13 protein-coding genes are annotated in these 15,944 nt (G+C 63.1%); 7 read left to right on the plus strand and 6 right to left on the minus strand.

Going from position 1 to position 15,944, the window contains the following annotated elements; translation table 11 throughout:
- The first annotated feature begins 8 nt into the window (after window positions 1–8).
- Genes AC56PL_RS24375 through AC56PL_RS24400 form a run of 6 tightly spaced genes read left to right on the plus strand, consistent with a single transcriptional unit; the run spans window position 9 to window position 6,427 of the window.
- On the plus strand, window positions 9–509 hold the full coding sequence (locus AC56PL_RS24375; RefSeq protein WP_482140238.1) for a thiamine pyrophosphate-binding protein: 501 nt from the start codon (window positions 9–11) through the stop codon (window positions 507–509).
- Window positions 506–1,135, plus strand: coding sequence for a thiamine pyrophosphate-dependent enzyme (locus AC56PL_RS24380; protein ID WP_495517510.1), 630 nt, complete (start codon window positions 506–508; stop codon window positions 1,133–1,135). The genes AC56PL_RS24375 and AC56PL_RS24380 overlap by 4 nt, the downstream gene beginning before the upstream one ends.
- On the plus strand, window positions 1,122–2,660 hold the full coding sequence (locus tag AC56PL_RS24385; protein ID WP_497155413.1) for a GMC family oxidoreductase: 1,539 nt from the start codon (window positions 1,122–1,124) through the stop codon (window positions 2,658–2,660). Before AC56PL_RS24380 ends, AC56PL_RS24385 begins: the two co-directional genes overlap by 14 nt.
- Window positions 2,657–4,030 (plus strand): amidohydrolase family protein, encoded by a 1,374-nt coding sequence (locus AC56PL_RS24390; protein WP_497155414.1) that lies wholly within the window; start codon window positions 2,657–2,659, stop codon window positions 4,028–4,030. The genes AC56PL_RS24385 and AC56PL_RS24390 overlap by 4 nt, the downstream gene beginning before the upstream one ends.
- A complete protein-coding gene (locus tag AC56PL_RS24395) occupies window positions 4,017–4,934 on the plus strand; it encodes an aromatic ring-hydroxylating dioxygenase subunit alpha (protein WP_497155415.1) in 918 nt (305 codons plus the stop codon). Before AC56PL_RS24390 ends, AC56PL_RS24395 begins: the two co-directional genes overlap by 14 nt.
- Window positions 4,931–6,427, plus strand: a complete 1,497-nt coding sequence (locus AC56PL_RS24400) for an aldehyde dehydrogenase family protein (RefSeq protein WP_497155416.1) — start codon at window positions 4,931–4,933, stop codon at window positions 6,425–6,427. The genes AC56PL_RS24395 and AC56PL_RS24400 overlap by 4 nt, the downstream gene beginning before the upstream one ends.
- A 38-nt stretch (window positions 6,428–6,465) precedes the next feature.
- Here the strand turns inward: AC56PL_RS24400 and AC56PL_RS24405 are convergent, their stop codons facing one another.
- The 6 genes from AC56PL_RS24405 to AC56PL_RS24430 form a co-directional block, all read right to left on the minus strand.
- Window positions 6,466–7,479, minus strand: coding sequence for a glycoside hydrolase family 6 protein (locus AC56PL_RS24405; protein ID WP_497155417.1), 1,014 nt, complete (start codon window positions 7,477–7,479; stop codon window positions 6,466–6,468).
- Between the two features lie 8 nt (window positions 7,480–7,487).
- Window positions 7,488–9,437, minus strand: coding sequence for a radical copper oxidase GlxA (gene glxA / locus AC56PL_RS24410; protein WP_497155418.1), 1,950 nt, complete (start codon window positions 9,435–9,437; stop codon window positions 7,488–7,490).
- Window positions 9,438–9,463: 26 nt separating this feature from the next.
- Window positions 9,464–11,266 carry a glycosyltransferase family 2 protein gene (locus AC56PL_RS24415; protein WP_497155419.1) on the minus strand — a complete coding sequence of 601 codons (1,803 nt, stop codon included), beginning with the start codon at window positions 11,264–11,266 and terminating at the stop codon, window positions 9,464–9,466.
- A gap of 378 nt (window positions 11,267–11,644) precedes the next feature.
- Window positions 11,645–12,520, minus strand: coding sequence for an oxidoreductase (locus AC56PL_RS24420; RefSeq protein WP_497155420.1), 876 nt, complete (start codon window positions 12,518–12,520; stop codon window positions 11,645–11,647).
- On the minus strand, window positions 12,520–13,407 hold the full coding sequence (locus tag AC56PL_RS24425; protein ID WP_495517501.1) for an oxidoreductase: 888 nt from the start codon (window positions 13,405–13,407) through the stop codon (window positions 12,520–12,522). The genes AC56PL_RS24420 and AC56PL_RS24425 overlap by 1 nt, the downstream gene beginning before the upstream one ends.
- A 50-nt stretch (window positions 13,408–13,457) precedes the next feature.
- Window positions 13,458–15,191, minus strand: coding sequence for an adenylate/guanylate cyclase domain-containing protein (locus AC56PL_RS24430; protein ID WP_495517500.1), 1,734 nt, complete (start codon window positions 15,189–15,191; stop codon window positions 13,458–13,460).
- A gap of 137 nt (window positions 15,192–15,328) precedes the next feature.
- Here AC56PL_RS24430 and AC56PL_RS24435 point away from each other — a divergent pair, with 137 nt between their 5' ends.
- Window positions 15,329–15,937, plus strand: coding sequence for a TetR/AcrR family transcriptional regulator C-terminal ligand-binding domain-containing protein (locus AC56PL_RS24435; protein WP_495517499.1), 609 nt, complete (start codon window positions 15,329–15,331; stop codon window positions 15,935–15,937).
- The last annotated feature ends 7 nt before the right edge of the window (window positions 15,938–15,944 follow it).

Consider the following 15,944-nt stretch of genomic DNA (forward strand, 5'->3'; position numbering starts at 1 on the left):
GGCTTGCCATGCAACAAAGTGCCGTAGACGCGGTGATCCGTGGCCTCAAAAAGGCCGGTGTGAGCACCGTCTGCTATCTCCCCGACTCCCTGTTCAAGGAGCTCTATCCGGCCCTGGACGCCGACCCCGACATCCGGACGATCCAGGTCACCAACGAGGGTGAGGGTGCCGCCATCTGCGGTGGCATCTTCCTCTCGGGCAAACGAGCTGCTCTGATCATGGAGAACTCGGGGCTGCGCGCCTCAGTGGAACCGCTCGCCCGGATGGGTCTTGGCGCCGGAATCCCGGTGATCATGCTCATGAGCTACCGCGGTGAACTCGGCGAGAACAACTGGTGGGCGGTCCCGCACGGCATCACGATGGAACCCATCCTCGATGCGCTGCGGATCCCTTACCGGATCGTGCGGGAGGAAGACCAGATCGAGCGGGCGATTCACGACGCCTTCGAGTGGTCTTATGCGGCATACCATCATTCGGCGATTGCTCTGGGCGGAGGTCTGGTCCGATGAACGACTCGACAGCAAACATGACACGTTTCGACTGCATGAAGCTCCTCGCCGACAAATTATCGGACGAACTGGTGATCGTCTCACTGGGTGCCAGCGTGGACGAGTGGTACAACGCCGCACCCCACATGCGCAGCGCCAGCCTGTTTCAACAGCAACTCGGATGCGTCACTCCCCAGGCATTCGGGCTCGCGGTCGGCCTGCCGCACCGGCGCATCATCTCCCTCGACACCGACGGTGGAATGCTCTTCAACCTCGGCATACTCGCAACACTCGCCAACGAACGTCCCCGCAACCTCTTCACCGTGGTGTGGGACAACGAGTGCTACCAATCCATCGGGGGCCCACCGACGCACACGTCGAAGGGCATCGTGAGCATCGCGGCGATCGCCCGTGGCGCCGGCATCGAACACTCCTATACTGCAACAACTCTCGAAGAGTTTGACCAGCACTGCGCGGCGGGGCTGGTGGCCGACGAGCCGTACGTCCTGGTTGCGAAGGTCTCGAGCGTGGTCGAGCCCGGGATCAAACGCAAGCACAGCGACGGACGTGAGGACAAGTACATCTTCGTCCGGCACGTGGAGGCCACCGAAGAGATCACCATCATGGGGCCCAGTGAACACAACTGAGACGTTCGACTACATCGTCGTGGGCGGTGGCTCGGCGGGATGTGTTCTGGCGTCGCGTCTCTCGGAAGATCCCGACGTCTCCGTGCTCCTACTGGAATCCGGGCCGAGCCACGACGGCATCGCCGAGATCGACGAGCCGGGCGGCTGGGCGAGGCTGTTGTCCGGGAAGTACGACTGGGGATATGCCTATTCGCCCAACGCGAACCTCGACGGGCGCATGATCCCGATACCCCGCGGGCGGGTGCTCGGCGGTTCGAGCAGCATCAATGCCATGCTCTGGTATCGGGGCCACCCCAGCGACTACGACGTCTGGGAGGACAGCGGAGCGACAGGGTGGAATTGGGAGTCAATGCTCCCCTACTTCCGCCGCTGCGAGAACTGGGAAGGCGGTCCGTCCGAATTGCGCGGCAGCGCAGGGCCACTGACCATCACCACGCCCGAAAACCCCCATCCGGTCGCCGAAGCGCTGCTCGGTGCGGCCACGGAACTGGGTTTTCCGGTGCTCGCCGACTCGAACGGCAACGACGTCCACGGCGCCTCGCTGGCAAATCTGACCATCGCGGACGGTCGACGGATGAGCACCGCCCGTGCATATCTGGGGCCCGCGGCGCAGCGGACCAATCTGACCGTGCGGACGGGCTCTCACGTCGGGGCCCTCGAATTCGAAGGTGCCCGGTGCTCCGGGGTGAATCTCGGCGGAACCCTGGTTCGGGCCGAACGAGAAGTGATTCTGTCGGCCGGTGCGATCTCGAGTCCGCACCTGCTGTTGCTCGCCGGTATCGGCGAACCCGAACACCTGCGGGCACACGGCATTCGGGTCCGAAGTGATCTGCCGGGTGTAGGACAGAACCTCCAGGACCACCCACTGCTGATGGGGGTGAACTTCGCCGCCCGCCTGCCGATGGGACCGGTGCGCGACAACGGCGGCGGCGCCATCCTGAACTGGTGCTCCACACCGGAGCAGTCACTGCCCGACCTGCACGCCTTTGTCGTCCAGGGGCCACACGCGACGCCCGAAGTCGCTGCGACGTACGGCCTTACAACATCCGACAACGTGTTCGCGGTCTCACCCGGGCTGATGCGGTCGCACAGTGTCGGACAGTTGACCCTACGGTCCGCCGACCCGGAGACGGCACCGGAGATCGATCCCCGGTATCTGTCCGACCCTCGTGACCTGACCGCCCTGGTCGCCGGACTCGACACCATCATGGATCTGGCGCAGACCGCGCCGTACCGAACGCTGATCGCGCGACCGATCGCACCCGATCGTCGTCTCACCGGCGCCGAGCGCGCGGCGTTCGTACGAATGAGTTGTTCGACGTTCTTCCACACCGCAGGCACCTGCGCGATGGGTACGGGTCCCGGAGCCGTGGTCGACTCCGAGCTGCGGGTGTACGGGACCGAGAACCTGCGCGTTGTGGATGCCTCTGTGATCCCCACATTGCCCTCGTGCAACACCAACGCACCCGTCGTCGCGCTCGCCGAGCGCGCGGCAGATCTGATCGCCGGAAGGAACGCCGCATGAGCACACTTCTCACCGCCGATGCCGTGGTCACCGTGGACGCCGCCCGCACCGTGATCCCCGATGGCGCGGTACTGGTCGACGGTAACCGGATCATCGCCGTCGGACCCACCGATCAGCTGACCGCCGAATATCCTGAGGCCAAGGTGACCGCGCTGCCCGGACGCCTCCTGATGCCCGGACTCATCAACGCGCACAGCCACTCCGGGCTACTGCGCGGAACCGCCGAAGCGCTACCGGTCTGGGAATGGCTCCGCGTACACATCGACCCCATGCACCGGGTCGTCACCGCTGCCGAAGCCGAAGCGGCGTCCTGGCTCTGCTATGCGGAAAGTGTGCTGTCGGGTACCACCACGGTGGTCGACATGTGGCGGCACATGCATGGCAGCGTCGCCGCCGCCACCGGGGTCGGGAACCGGCTTGTCACAGTCAATTACGTGAGCGCCCATCCCGACTTCGACTACTTCGACACCCTCGACGACAACGAGCAACTACTGCAGCGCAGTCAGGGTGCGGCAAACGGCCGGGTCTCGGTCTGGGTCGGACTCGAGCACGTCTTCTATGCCGACGCCGCCGGCCAACGCCGGGCCATCGACATGGCGCGCGACTACGACACCGGGTTCTACACACACTGCAGCGAATCCGAGATCGAGATCGCGGAGTTCGACAAGCGCTACGGCAGCAGGCCGATGAGGGCGCTGGAGCGACTCGGATTCTTCGACGTCCCGCGCACCATGCTCGCGCACGCGGTCTGGCTCGACGACGACGAGATCGCGTTACTCGCGCAGCGTAGTGTCGCCGTCGTCCACAACCCGGTGAGCAATATGAAACTCGCAAGCGGGGTGGCACCGATCGAGCGCCTGCTGGCCGCCGGTGTGACCGTCGGGCTCGGTACCGACGGGGAGAAGGAGAACAACAACCTCGACATGTTCGAGGAGATGAAGGCCGCCTCCCTTCTCGCGAAACTGTCCAGCGGGGATGCCGCCGCCCTGGACAGCTGGAAGGTGATCGAAATGGCCACCATCAACGGCGCCAGGGGCCTCGGCCTGGACGCCGACATCGGCTCGCTGGAGCCCGGCAAGAAGGCCGATCTGATCGCCGTCCGCACCGACACCCCGCGGATGACACCGTTCTTCCCCCAGGGTCCCTATTTCAACCTGCAACACAACCTGGTCCACGCCGTGCGCGGCTCGGATGTGGATCTGACGATGATCGACGGTCAGGTGGTGGTGCGCGACGGACAGCTGGTGTCGCAGGACCTGCCGGACATCATCGCCCGCGCTCGGGGCGTCGTCCCGGGCCTGTTCGAACGGCGCGCGGACTGGCTCGCCGAGCACGACGATCTGGAAGGAGTCTTCGGTGCCCACGATTGACGACGTCCACACCGATGAACGCAGCGACGACGGCCGCTGCGACGATCCGGTGGTTCTCGACCAATGGTATGCGGTGTGCGCCCGCACCGAACTCGACGACGGCGCCATCACCACACGTCTCCTCGGTGTCGACTTGACCTGTATGGCGGACGATCCCGATGTTCCACTGGTTCGCGCCGACGGAGCCGAACTGCCCGTCCGTCTGCGATACGGGTTCGTCTGGACCACGCTCGGCACCCCGGCCGGGGACATCTTCGATCTCCCCGAATCATTGGAGCCTGATCGGCGCTACGTGCCTTGCGGATGGATCACGATGCGGACCTCACCCGGCCGGGTGGTGGAGAACTTCCTCGACATGGCGCACTTCCCGTTTGTGCACCCCGGGATCCTCGGCGGTGAATCGAACACCGAAGTGGCCAAGTACGAATCGGAGATCCGCCGCGACACCGACGAGGTGTGGGCCACCAACTGCACGTTCTTCCAGCCACAGGTCAGCGCGAGTTCCGAGGGCGCGTTCGCACAATTGTCCTACCGGGTCCCGGCGCCGTATCTGGTGGTGCTCTATCGGGTGTCACCGGCAGACCCGACCCGGCAGGACGCGATCGCCCTGTTCATCCAGCCGATCACCCAAACACTCTGTCGTGCACAGCCGGTGATGTACCTGGTCGATCAGGAGGCCGCCTTCACCGATCTGCTCCACTTCGAGCAGACGATCTTCCTGCAGGATCGCATCATCGTCGAGAATCAACGCCCGCTGTTGCTCCCACTGGATCCGCGCGACGAAATCCCCACCCGAGCAGACGGTTCATCCATCACCTATCGACGCTGGCTCAAGGCGAAGGGCCTGCGATACGGCGCAGTCCCCTTACCACCCGCCCGCAGCCGCCGAGGAGCAGACGCATGAACACCCCGACCACAATTCCTCGCCACAGTGCCGAGTTCCTGAGCACCTCACCCAAAGCACTGCTGATCGGCGGCGACTGGGTTCCGGCAGGCAACGGCGTATTCGAGAGCCGCGATCCGGCCTCGGGCGAACTACTCGCCGAGATCGGTTGTGCATCCGCCGCTGACGTCGACCAGGCGGTGCGCTCGGCCCGCGAGGCGCTGACCGGACAGTGGGCGAAGTGCACCCCTACCGCGCGCGGAAAACTGTTGTGGCGGTTGGCAGACCTGATCGACGAACACGCCGACGAATTGGCCGAGCTCGAGACCCTCGACCAGGGCAAGACCTGGGCCACGTCCCGTTTCGCCGAGATACCCTCTGCTGCAGAACAGTTCCGGTACTACGCCGGCTATGCGAACAAGATCTCGGGAACCACCATCAACCCGTCGATCACGTACCAACCGAAGGGCCGGAAGGTGATGGCGCACACCGTGCGCGAGCCCATCGGGGTCGTCGCGGCGATCGTGCCATGGAACTCTCCACTGCTGATGGCGGCGATGAAGCTCGCGCCTGCCCTGGCGGCCGGCTGCACGGTGGTACTCAAACCCGCCGAAGACACCAGTCTCACCGCCATCCGGCTCGGCGAACTGATCGTCGCCGCGGGCTTTCCGGCCGCAGCAGTGAACATCGTCACCGGCGACGGTGACGTGGGACGCGCACTGGCGCAGCACCCCGGTGTCGACAAGGTGACCTTCACCGGTTCCACCGAGGTCGGAAAGAAGCTGGTGGCAAGCGCCGGTGGCACCAATCTCACCCGGCTCACGCTGGAACTCGGTGGCAAGTCACCGGTGGTCGTACTCGACGACGCCGATATGTCGATCACGATTCCCGGTGTCGCCAGGGGCATCTTCGCCAATGCCGGGCAGGTCTGTGTATCCGGTTCACGGGTGTACGTCGCGCGCAGCGCATATCAGGAACTTGTCGACGGTCTCGCGGCTGCGGCGTCGTCGATGCGGCTCGGTCACGGGCTCGACCCGGCCAGCGATCTCGGTCCGCTCGTCAGTCGGACGCACCGGGCGCGGGTTGCCGAGTACGTGGACGACGGCGTGGCCGGTGGAGCCGAAGTCGTCACCGGCGGCTCGGTCGTGGCCGGTGAAGGCAGCTTCTACCGACCGACCGTGATCACCGGAGCCGGCCCGGATATGGCGCTGATGCGCGAGGAGATCTTCGGACCGGTGGTGGCGGTGACCGCGTTCGACGACATCGACGAGGTCCTCGGCTGGGCCAACGACACCGAATACGGGCTCGCCGCCAGTGTGTGGACCCGCGACTTCAGCGCCGCCCATCGGCTGGCGGCAGACGTGCGGGCCGGAACGGTGTGGATCAACTGCCACTCGTACTTCTCACCCGAGCTACCGAAAGGTGGCCACAAGCAGTCCGGTTGGGGCGTGGAGAACGGCGCGGCCGGCCTCGACAACTATCTCGAGTCGAAGACGATCTGCATGATGGTGTGAGGGGGTCGAGAGATCTCGGCTCAGGGCAACCGCGAGTCTCAGGGCAGTTGGGCCACAAGTAGGTTTCCGTCGAACTCACCGGCCGCTTTGTCGCTGATCCCGCATTGTCCGTCGGACTCGCCGGGCACCTTCACGTACACCTCTTCGACCTTCGCATCCGGATCGAATGATCTGTCCGAGATCGTGCCCAAGGTTTGCGTAGGCGGGTTGCACCATTCGGTTCCACTGCCCTGCGCGCCGTTGCGCGAGTTGTCGATCAACACGAAAAGATCAGCCCCGTAGGCATTTTGAACGTCGAGGCCGTACTGCTCGGTTTCCGCTTCCGGACGATAGTTCGCCACGTTCAGCGCGATGCCCGGCACGTCTACGTCGTGCGCCGAGATCCGCTTGAGGAATTCGGCCGTATCCTGCGGGCTGCGCCACGTACTGTTGCCTGCGTCCAGATATACCGCGGTATTCGCGTTCGCGGCAAGCACTTTCAGCGCTGCCGCGAGCATCGAGACCCGTTCTGCGGCACCGGCCTCTGGCAGATCGGGCAGATGCGCCAACGCGTCCGGCTCGAGTACGATCACCGCGTCGCCCTGACCGATCACGTCGCTGATTCCCGAAATCCACTCGACATACGCCGCGGCTGAGGCGCTACCACCCTGCGAATGACCGCCGTCATCGCGTTGGGGAATGTTGTAGGCCACGAAAACCGGCACCGACCCGTTCGCGGCGGACCGGTTCAAAACCTCGCGAACGGTCTGCGCGGAGTCCTCGGAGTAGAGCCATACCGCCACCGGGGTCTGGATCAGATTCTTCAGGGACTGCTGTTTTTCCACTGGGACATAGCCTTCCGCCGCCAACAGGTCGGCGGAGTACCCCGGGTCGGCCTGGACCGAATAGTCGGCGCGTGCCGGTGCGGCACGCTCGGACGGCAGCGAACCATCGACAGGATCACCCTCTCCCCCACCGGTGCATCCCGTGACCAGCAACAGACCGATCGCCGAACCCGCCACGACGCCACGGCGCACACGCGATGCGAGGAAGGTGTCGATCAACGAGGACATTGCCTGGTTCACTCGACCTGCACCCATTTCGCGATGCCGGGAACCCCGGCGGTGTCATTGAAGAAGAGCATGTAGCTCCCCCTGGGCAGCAGTGCCCTTTCGGATGGCAGTGTCACGGTGACATTGTTCCCGTTCTGGACGAATCCGACGTCGACAACCCGCTGATTGGTGTCGGTGACGTGCGTCGTCGCGGCCGGAAGGACCAACCTGGCAGATGCGATCGGCGCACCTGCCGTTCCCGGATCAAGGGTGAATGTGCCTGACTTTCCCAGAGGCAGCACGGTTGGACCATCGGTTATCGCAGTACGCGACACCGACTTCCCGTCCGTTCGGAAAAGATATGCCGGGGTATAGACCTCCAGCCGTTGTTCGAACTCACCGGGCACGGAATTGTCTTTGTCCGAGAACAGCGGATCGGATCCCATCGTCAGGATCTGCCCGTTGGGCAAGAGGATCGCCGACGAATGATAGTTACGGCCAACACCCGGATCAGCCATCGCCGTGAGCTCACCGTCTGCGGTCAGCACGTAGCTCTTGAGGATGTCGCTGTCGCCGCCGCCCCGATAGTCCCGAGAACCCCCGGTGATGAACACATCCCCGGAAGGCAGCGGAACCAGGCTCGGATACCTTGTGCCGTCCGCCAACTCGCCGAGCGGCTCGAATCGAGGAGTCGGACTCTTGAGGTCGATGACGTCAATTCTCTCCGTGGACAGCGGCGAGTTCCCGATACCTCCGCCACCGACGACCACGAGCCGCTGATCGTTGACCGGCCCGATCCAGGTGGACGACCCGGTCTCGAGCTGATCCGGATCTCGAAGTCCCGGCACCGGTGCAAACGTGTTGTTCTTCAGATTCCACAGGCCGGGCTCGCGGCCCGACTCCGCCGGACCCCATCCGGTCGACGGCCCGGCGAAGAACAGCATGTCATCACGTGCCGTCTGGAAGACCGCCGGATAGGTCGGAAAGAATCTCTTGAGGCTGCCGCGCTCAGTCCACAGTTTTGTCTTCGGATCATATATCTCGTTCTGTCCGTCCAGGATTCGGCCCGAGTTGTCGAGTCCGGACAGCGCGATGACAGATCCGTTGGGCAACGTGGTCAGTGTCGGATACCAGCGGGCGTAGTTCATGTCCCCGACCCGCTCGTATTCTTCGGTGATCGGGTTGAACTCATAGGAGTACCGGGTGCCCTGGTACTCCTTCTTGTCCATCGTCATCTTCGGGGCAAAGCCGTGCAGGTTGCGACGATCGGCCGCCGTCATTCCCTCGAGTTCCACCCGGTAGGCCTCGCCTTGCAGCGACACCCCGGCAGCACCTGCAACCACGGCTTCGACGAAAACGTTGCGATCGGTCGGCGAAATCTTGCGGGTCCGGGGATCCACCTTCGCCGCAGGGATCACAACCTCAGAATCCGACCGATACTGCTTACCGCTTGCCAGCCCGGTCAGCGCTGTCCCCTTCGGGACCACAAAAGACTTGCCGGGGGTCTCATTTCGAATGGTCACGTAGCCGCCGGCGTTGGTGACGTCTTTCGCCGCCTTCTCATAGCCTTGTGTGCCACCGGCCACCAGCAGGTTGCCGTTCGCGAGATGTGCGTGGCCTGCACAGAACATGTCTTCGGGTGTGTTGACCTCTTTGATGTAGCCATCGGACGGGTCGTAGACGACTGTGCTGAACTGCCCGGCCTCAAAACTCTCCCGATCGTTGCCCGAACCGGCTATCAGCAGTATTCGGCCCGAGGGGAGCAGCGCAGCGTGCACGGCATTGATCTTGTGATCCCCTGGCAGAGTGATGGTCTCCCACTTGCCGTGCTGAGCCTTGTACTCGTCGGAGTTGATGAGCCGGTGCCTGTTGACATTCTGGATCAACTCAGCCGCAGGCGGCGCAGAGAACCCCGCAAGCAGGAGCACCGCACCCACCCCGATCGCCGTTCGCCAGTTCAGCACCGATTTCAGGCTCATATTCGGTTTCCAGCCGGTGCGGGGAGTCAAGCGCTCACCGGCGTGCGAGCCAACGTCGTTTGTTCACCGTCAGCGGGCACGGCCGTGGCCTGCGCTCTGGCTATCGACACCTGCCAGATCACAATCGGCGATGCCGACAACGCGGCCGCGGACAACGGCCACAGTAGTGTCGCCGGATCGGCGTAGCCGTTGACACAGATGAGAGCGATCACGACCACATAGAACAACAGCCAGATGATGTTGAGCCGGAAGGCAAACCAGGTGTCTCGGTTGCTGTGCACACCTTTGGGTGTCACCTCGAAACCGGTCTTTCGTCGAAACACCATTTTGATCAATGCTGCGGCGTAGACCGGTGCGGTGACCACGCTCATGAACATTCCGTAGACGCCCCACGACCGCCCGACCTCGTAAGGGCTGACGTTGTGACGCCGCGACGAGACGTAGACCGACATCTGAAGGACAGAGACCCAGCCGTAGAAGAGCAGCCAGTCGTTTGGCGCTACGCCGGTCGCACTCACGCCGTAGATGGCGAACAGCATCGCGTTGACCGCTCCCAGCATCCACGTCACCGCCATCACCGGGTAGAACGACATCAACAACAGGTAATGCGCGATGCGCAGTGGGCTGCGCCGCATCCCCCACATCTGGCGCAGAAACGGTCCGGCGAACATCTGTTCCAACGAGCCTCGCGCCCAACGGGTCTGCTGTTTGTAGAAGCTCCCCCAAGTGTCCGGGCCCTGACCGTGGGCCAGGAGGTCAGGCGTGTACACGCCTTTCCACAGACGACCGGTTTGCGGGTTGGTTCGGCAGAGGACTTCGAAACTGGTGGCCATGTCTTCGGTGATCGAGGACTGGATCCCGTCGATCTGGCGCAACACGTCGCTGCGAATTGCATAACTCGTGCCAACCAGCATCGGAGCCCAGTACGTGTTGGCGGCGGTCTGGATCAGGGCATGGAACGGGAACTGCTGCGACTCGGCCAGTTTCGCGACAACATTCGACGTCGCATTGGCATAGGCCTGGGGACCCGAGACGTAAGCGATATCCGGGTCCTCGAAATAGCCGAGCATGCGATCGCCGAACTCCGGGAGCGGAACATGATCGGGATCCAGTCCCATGATGACGTCGTAGGCGGGGAAACGGTCCGTGGTACTCACCCAGTCGAACGCGGCATTGATGTTTCCGTATTTGGTTCTGGTCGAGAACTTTTCGCCGGCGTGGTAACCGGGCATCCCGAGTCTGCTGAAGTGGTAGATCATGTTGCTGCCGACCTCGTCGTTGATCGACTCGATCAGTTGCGGAACCCGCTTCGGGTCGCCGGGGTCACCTTCATCGAGCACGAAGACATCGAACGTGCCTGATTGAACTCCGTTTTCATTCTGAACCTGGTGATTGATCTGTTTGGCCGCGCGCAGGGTTCCCGCCAGCACATCGATGTCCTCGCTGGCCGGAACAAAGGTGATGAAGAGCGCCACGTTCATACCGTCCCTGGGCCTGATCACGACCGGCTTCTTCACCAGGACCGTGGACGTGGCCAGCATGCAGGTGAGGAGCATTCTCGAGGATTCGATGAGCAACGAGATCGCGAGTAACACGAAGACGATTGGCCCGGCGACGGAAACCCGTTCGACAACCGGGGTTCCCGCGAAGGTGAGCCAGTAGATGTACCCGACGCTCACGGTCAAGGTGACGAAGGTCAGCATCACCGCGCCGAGGCATCGAGTACGACCGTTCATGGCCTGAAGTCGTACGCGCCCATCGAAGTCATCGGACGGCTCACCCGCTATCCGGCTCTTCTCGACAATCAGGTCCTCGAGGCGCACGGTCACGCTCCACCGAGATGGCGAAATCCCATCGTCAGAACTCGCCCACCCGGAAGGAACGTCTGATTGCGAAAGCCCACCCCGCGAAAAGAAACGCGCATGCAGAACTCCGAATGTCTTGGCCGAGTTGATGTTCGAATCAGTAAGATGTGAGCATCGCCGCTCTATTGCGTTCGCGCAACAACACAAACTCGGCGATTCACCACACTTGATTGACCGTTAGAGTCAGTAGTGGCACCGACGATCCGATTCCGTCAATTGTTCAGTGGAACAAGTCGGTTTCGTACCGTCTTCGACACTCAGAACGCTCAGCAATGTGTGACGGAAATCATATCTTCTTCGTCGGTGAGATTAATGATTGCTCGCGGCCGGTCCGAGGCTGGTTCAGAGCGGATAGGTCACGCCGGTCAACTTCTCCGACGCCGCCCAGAGTTGTGCCGCGAGCGCGGCGTCCTTGGACAACGCCGTTGACGGCGATTCACCAACAGGCCCACGCATGCCCATCAACCGCGTTGGTCCCCAGTAGATATCCGGATCGGCATCGCGTGCTGTGGCGGCAAATATCGTCGACTGCGCGGCTTTGCGCGGATGATGCCCCACCAGCCTGATTGCCGGTTTGGCCAGCTTGTCGACAAAAGTCTCTGTGTGAGAGAACAATTCGGTCGACGAGACACCGGGATGGGCAGCGTATGACCGCTTCGGTGACCCCGCCGCCTGCAATCGCCGCTGGAGTTCACGGGCGAACATCAAATTGGCGAGCTTCGACTGACCGTAGGCAACCGCACGCACGTACCGGCGGTTCTCGTAGTCGAGGTCGTCGAGGTACAGCGCAGGCGTCTGCCGATGCGCGATGCTCGACACGGTGACGACCCGGTCGCTGACGCGGTCGAGCAGTTGCCCGGTGAGTGCGAAGTGACCGAGATGGTTGACTCCGAACTGTGTTTCGAAACCGTCCACGGTGAGCCGGTACGGCGTGTTCATCACTCCGGCGTTGTTGATCAGAACATCGCACTGACCGACCTGTTCGGCGAATGCACGAACAGACGACAGGTCTCCCAGATCAAGATGCGCCACCTCGAGGTCGCCACCGATCCGCTGCGCCAGCCGATCGGCTTTCGCGGTGTCACGGCAGGCCATGACAACTTTTGCGCCTTTGCCTGCCAAGGAGCTCGTGATGTGTTCACCGAGCCCACCGTTGGCACCGGTGACCACAAACGTTCGGCCGGTCTGATCTGGTATGTCGTCTGCCGTCCACCCCATCAGTTCGACGGCGCCGGATCCACCGAGTAGGTCACGCCGGTCAGTGATTCCGACAGTTCCCAGAGTCCGGCGGCGACGAGTTCGTCGCGCGATCGCTTGTTACCCGTGGCAGGTCCCGGTGCGCCGCGCGACCCGCCGAGTTTGGTCGGACCGTAGAAGCCGCCGGACCGTGCCTGGTCCGAGGTCGCGGCATACAGGCTGGGCAGGGCGCCGTCAGCAGCCGGCTGGGCCATCAGGTTTCCGATGACCATCAAGCGATCCCAGACCGATTCTGTGTGCCCCTGCAATCCGGTGGCGGCGTATCCGGGGTGGGCCGCCATCGATTTGACTGATGACCCGGCAGCAGCGAGCCGCCGCGCGAGCTCGTACGAGAACAGCAGGTTGGCCAGTTTCGACTGTCCATAAGCCGGCCATCGCGAATATGAGCGTTGCCGGTAGTTGGGGTCTTCGAGGTCGATCTTGCCGATCTTGTGCATGGCCGACGACACGGTGACGACGCGGTCGGAGATCTTGGGCAGCAGCAGCCCGGTGAGCGCGAAATGCCCAAAGTGATTGGTACCGATCTGCATCTCGAACCCGTCGGCCGTGCGCCGCAGCGGTATTGCCATCACACCGGCGTTGTTGATCAGGACATCGATCGGACCCGTCCGTTCCGCACACGCCCGAACACTGGCGAGATCGGCCAGATCGAGTTCGGTGATGGAGGCGTTGGCCCCGATCCGGGCAGCCACGGGCTGCGCCTTTTCCACCGTTCGGCAGGCCAGGATCACATTGGCACCCGCCGCTCCCAGCGCGAGGGCGGTTTGCTCACCCAGACCGCTGTTCGCTCCCGTGATCAGGAACGTGCGTCCGCTCTGATCACCGATATCCCCCGTGGTCCATGTCATCGCCTCAACCAATCCCCTCGTCATTTTCGAGCATCGATGTGTACTTTTTGCTATCTCCGGTCGCGCATTCCGAACAGTGACCGGGTTCCCTCGCCGACAACGTCGGAAACCACGGTTGTCGGGATCTTGAATGCAGTGCCTATCAGTGATTTCAGGCTACGGCTCCCCTGCTCGCTGTCGACGGGAATCGTGTAAAGATTGGTCGGTACCGCACGCCCACGCAGCACCAGGGATCCGATCGAATCCCAGTGACCGTGCTCATCGTCAGAATTGTCGATCGCCGATCCGCTGGCCAGGACGTGCGCGCGAACCGATTTGGCGGCCTCGGACAAACGGGCCGCCTCGTTCACCGCATCACCGATGACCGTGTACTCGTAGCGTTTGACCGCACCGATGTTTCCGGCGAACACGGTCCCCGCCGAGACCCCGATCGAAAAGTGTAGTGGCCGAAGCACTTCGAGTTCGGCGTGCAGTTCGCGAGCCGCTCCCAACGCGGCGCCCGCCGGGTCGGGGACCGCACTGGGCGCGCCGAAGATCGCCAGCGCCGCATCACCCTCGAACTTGTTGATGAATCCGCTGTGCCGGTCCACCACGTCCGCGACGATGGCAAAAAAGCTGTTGAGCAGGGCCGCGACAGTCTCGGGCGCTTCTCGTTCCGCGAGTTTTGTCGACCCCTGGACATCGACGAAGATCACGCCGACAAATGTGTTCTCGCCATGAAAACCCGCACCCTGCTGCAGCGCAAGCTTCGCCACGCCGTCACCGACGTGCCGTTCGAACAGTTCCCTGATCTGCTCACGCTCGGCCAGCCCCGACACCATGTCGTTGAAGCCCTGCTGCAGGATTCCGAGTTCGGAGGAGTCGTAGACATCCAGAACCGGGTGCGACTGCCCGGCCTTCACCCGCTCCATCCCGCTACGGATCTCACCGAGTGGGTCGGTGATCGAGCGTGACACGAGTACGGTCGCCCGGATGCCGCCGACGAGGCAGAAGCCGGCAAGGACCACCGTCGGGACATCGACGACGTATCGGCTCGCGGGGATCCACTCCGGCAACCGGCCGACGTTGATGGCGATGAGGCCCACCAGCGGGACGGCACAGAACACGATCCACACCGCGATCAGGCGTTCACGGACCCCGAGGATGGATCGCCCGAGTACCCCGTCGCGCAACGCGATCGCCACGAGTGGCCGCGACACCCGTTCGACGAAGAGGTACGCGAGACAGGCGGCGGATGTCCCCGCCATCAGGAAGGCCGAACCGAACACCACGAACTCGACAGCGGTACCACCGAGTCCGAACGGGATGTAGATCAGCGCTCCGATCGCCCAGGTGAGCAACGTCGCGCCCGCCTGCTGCAGCGGCATCATCTGGATCGATCTGCGCCGATCCGGTGACGCCGGGATGGTTTTCACAAACCACACGAGCTGCGGATACAACACGGCGGTGCTCACCGCACCGCCGAGCAGCAAACCGATGACGACCGAACAGATCAGGACGGGAATGTTCGCCGCGTCGATCATGTCCGGCACACTCAATTCGCCGCCTGTCATCACCAGCTGGATCATGACCACGGTCTCGAATGCGGCCGCCAGATTGCTGACCGCGATACCGATCAGCGCAAGGACCACAAAGCGGTTGGCCACATGCCGTCGACTGGCCGGACCATCCAGACTCGGATCGGGTACGTCGACGAAATAGTGATCGATCCGATCATCGATACGGCGAATGCTCTTGAAGGCGTTGGCCAGCCGTGAACGTCGGCTGGACTGGTGCGCCGTCAAGGGTCCACCTTCTCTCACCGCCGATCACCAGACCACGGGCGCGGTCAGATCTCGATCGCAGTTAACGGCAACTATACATAAAGCAACTCAAGTTGCGTTAGAGTCGATAGGTGCGTCAAACCGGGTCTTCGGACCCCATGCCAGAGACGACACCACGGATCCGATCACACCGCCGCGGGGCGGCCGTCCGCGATCGCGTGATGTCGGCGACCGTGAACGAGCTGCTCAACGTCGGCCTCGACAGGCTCACCATCGCGCAGGTCGCCGACCGGGCAGGCGTCCACGTCACATCCATCTATCGTCGATGGAAGACCAAGGAACAGCTGGTCACCGACGCACTGGTCGATCAATTCGATCCCACGATCGATGTGCCCGACACCGGTTCCCTGCGGGGCGACCTGATCGCACTGACCATCGACCTCCACACCGCACTCACCAATCCGCAGGTGAAGACGCTCTCACGACTCGTTGCCATGCCCATCGACGTCGGCCCCCTCGTCGAATTGCAACGCCGGATGACGCAGGCACGAACCGAGGTACTGAAATCGACCTTCGTGCGTTCGGCCGAGCGCGGAGAAATCGACATCACCACCGAACCCGACTATCCACTGCTTCTCGAGGTGATCCACGCCCCGATCTACGCGCGCGTCCTGCTGACGAGGGAGCCGGTGGATCTGAAGTTCATCGAAGACCTCGTCGATGTGCTCATGACGGGGTTCACTCCGCGTTGGCAAGCGACCGAATAACAGGCTG

Source organism: Williamsia sp. Y721 (assembly GCF_059683565.1).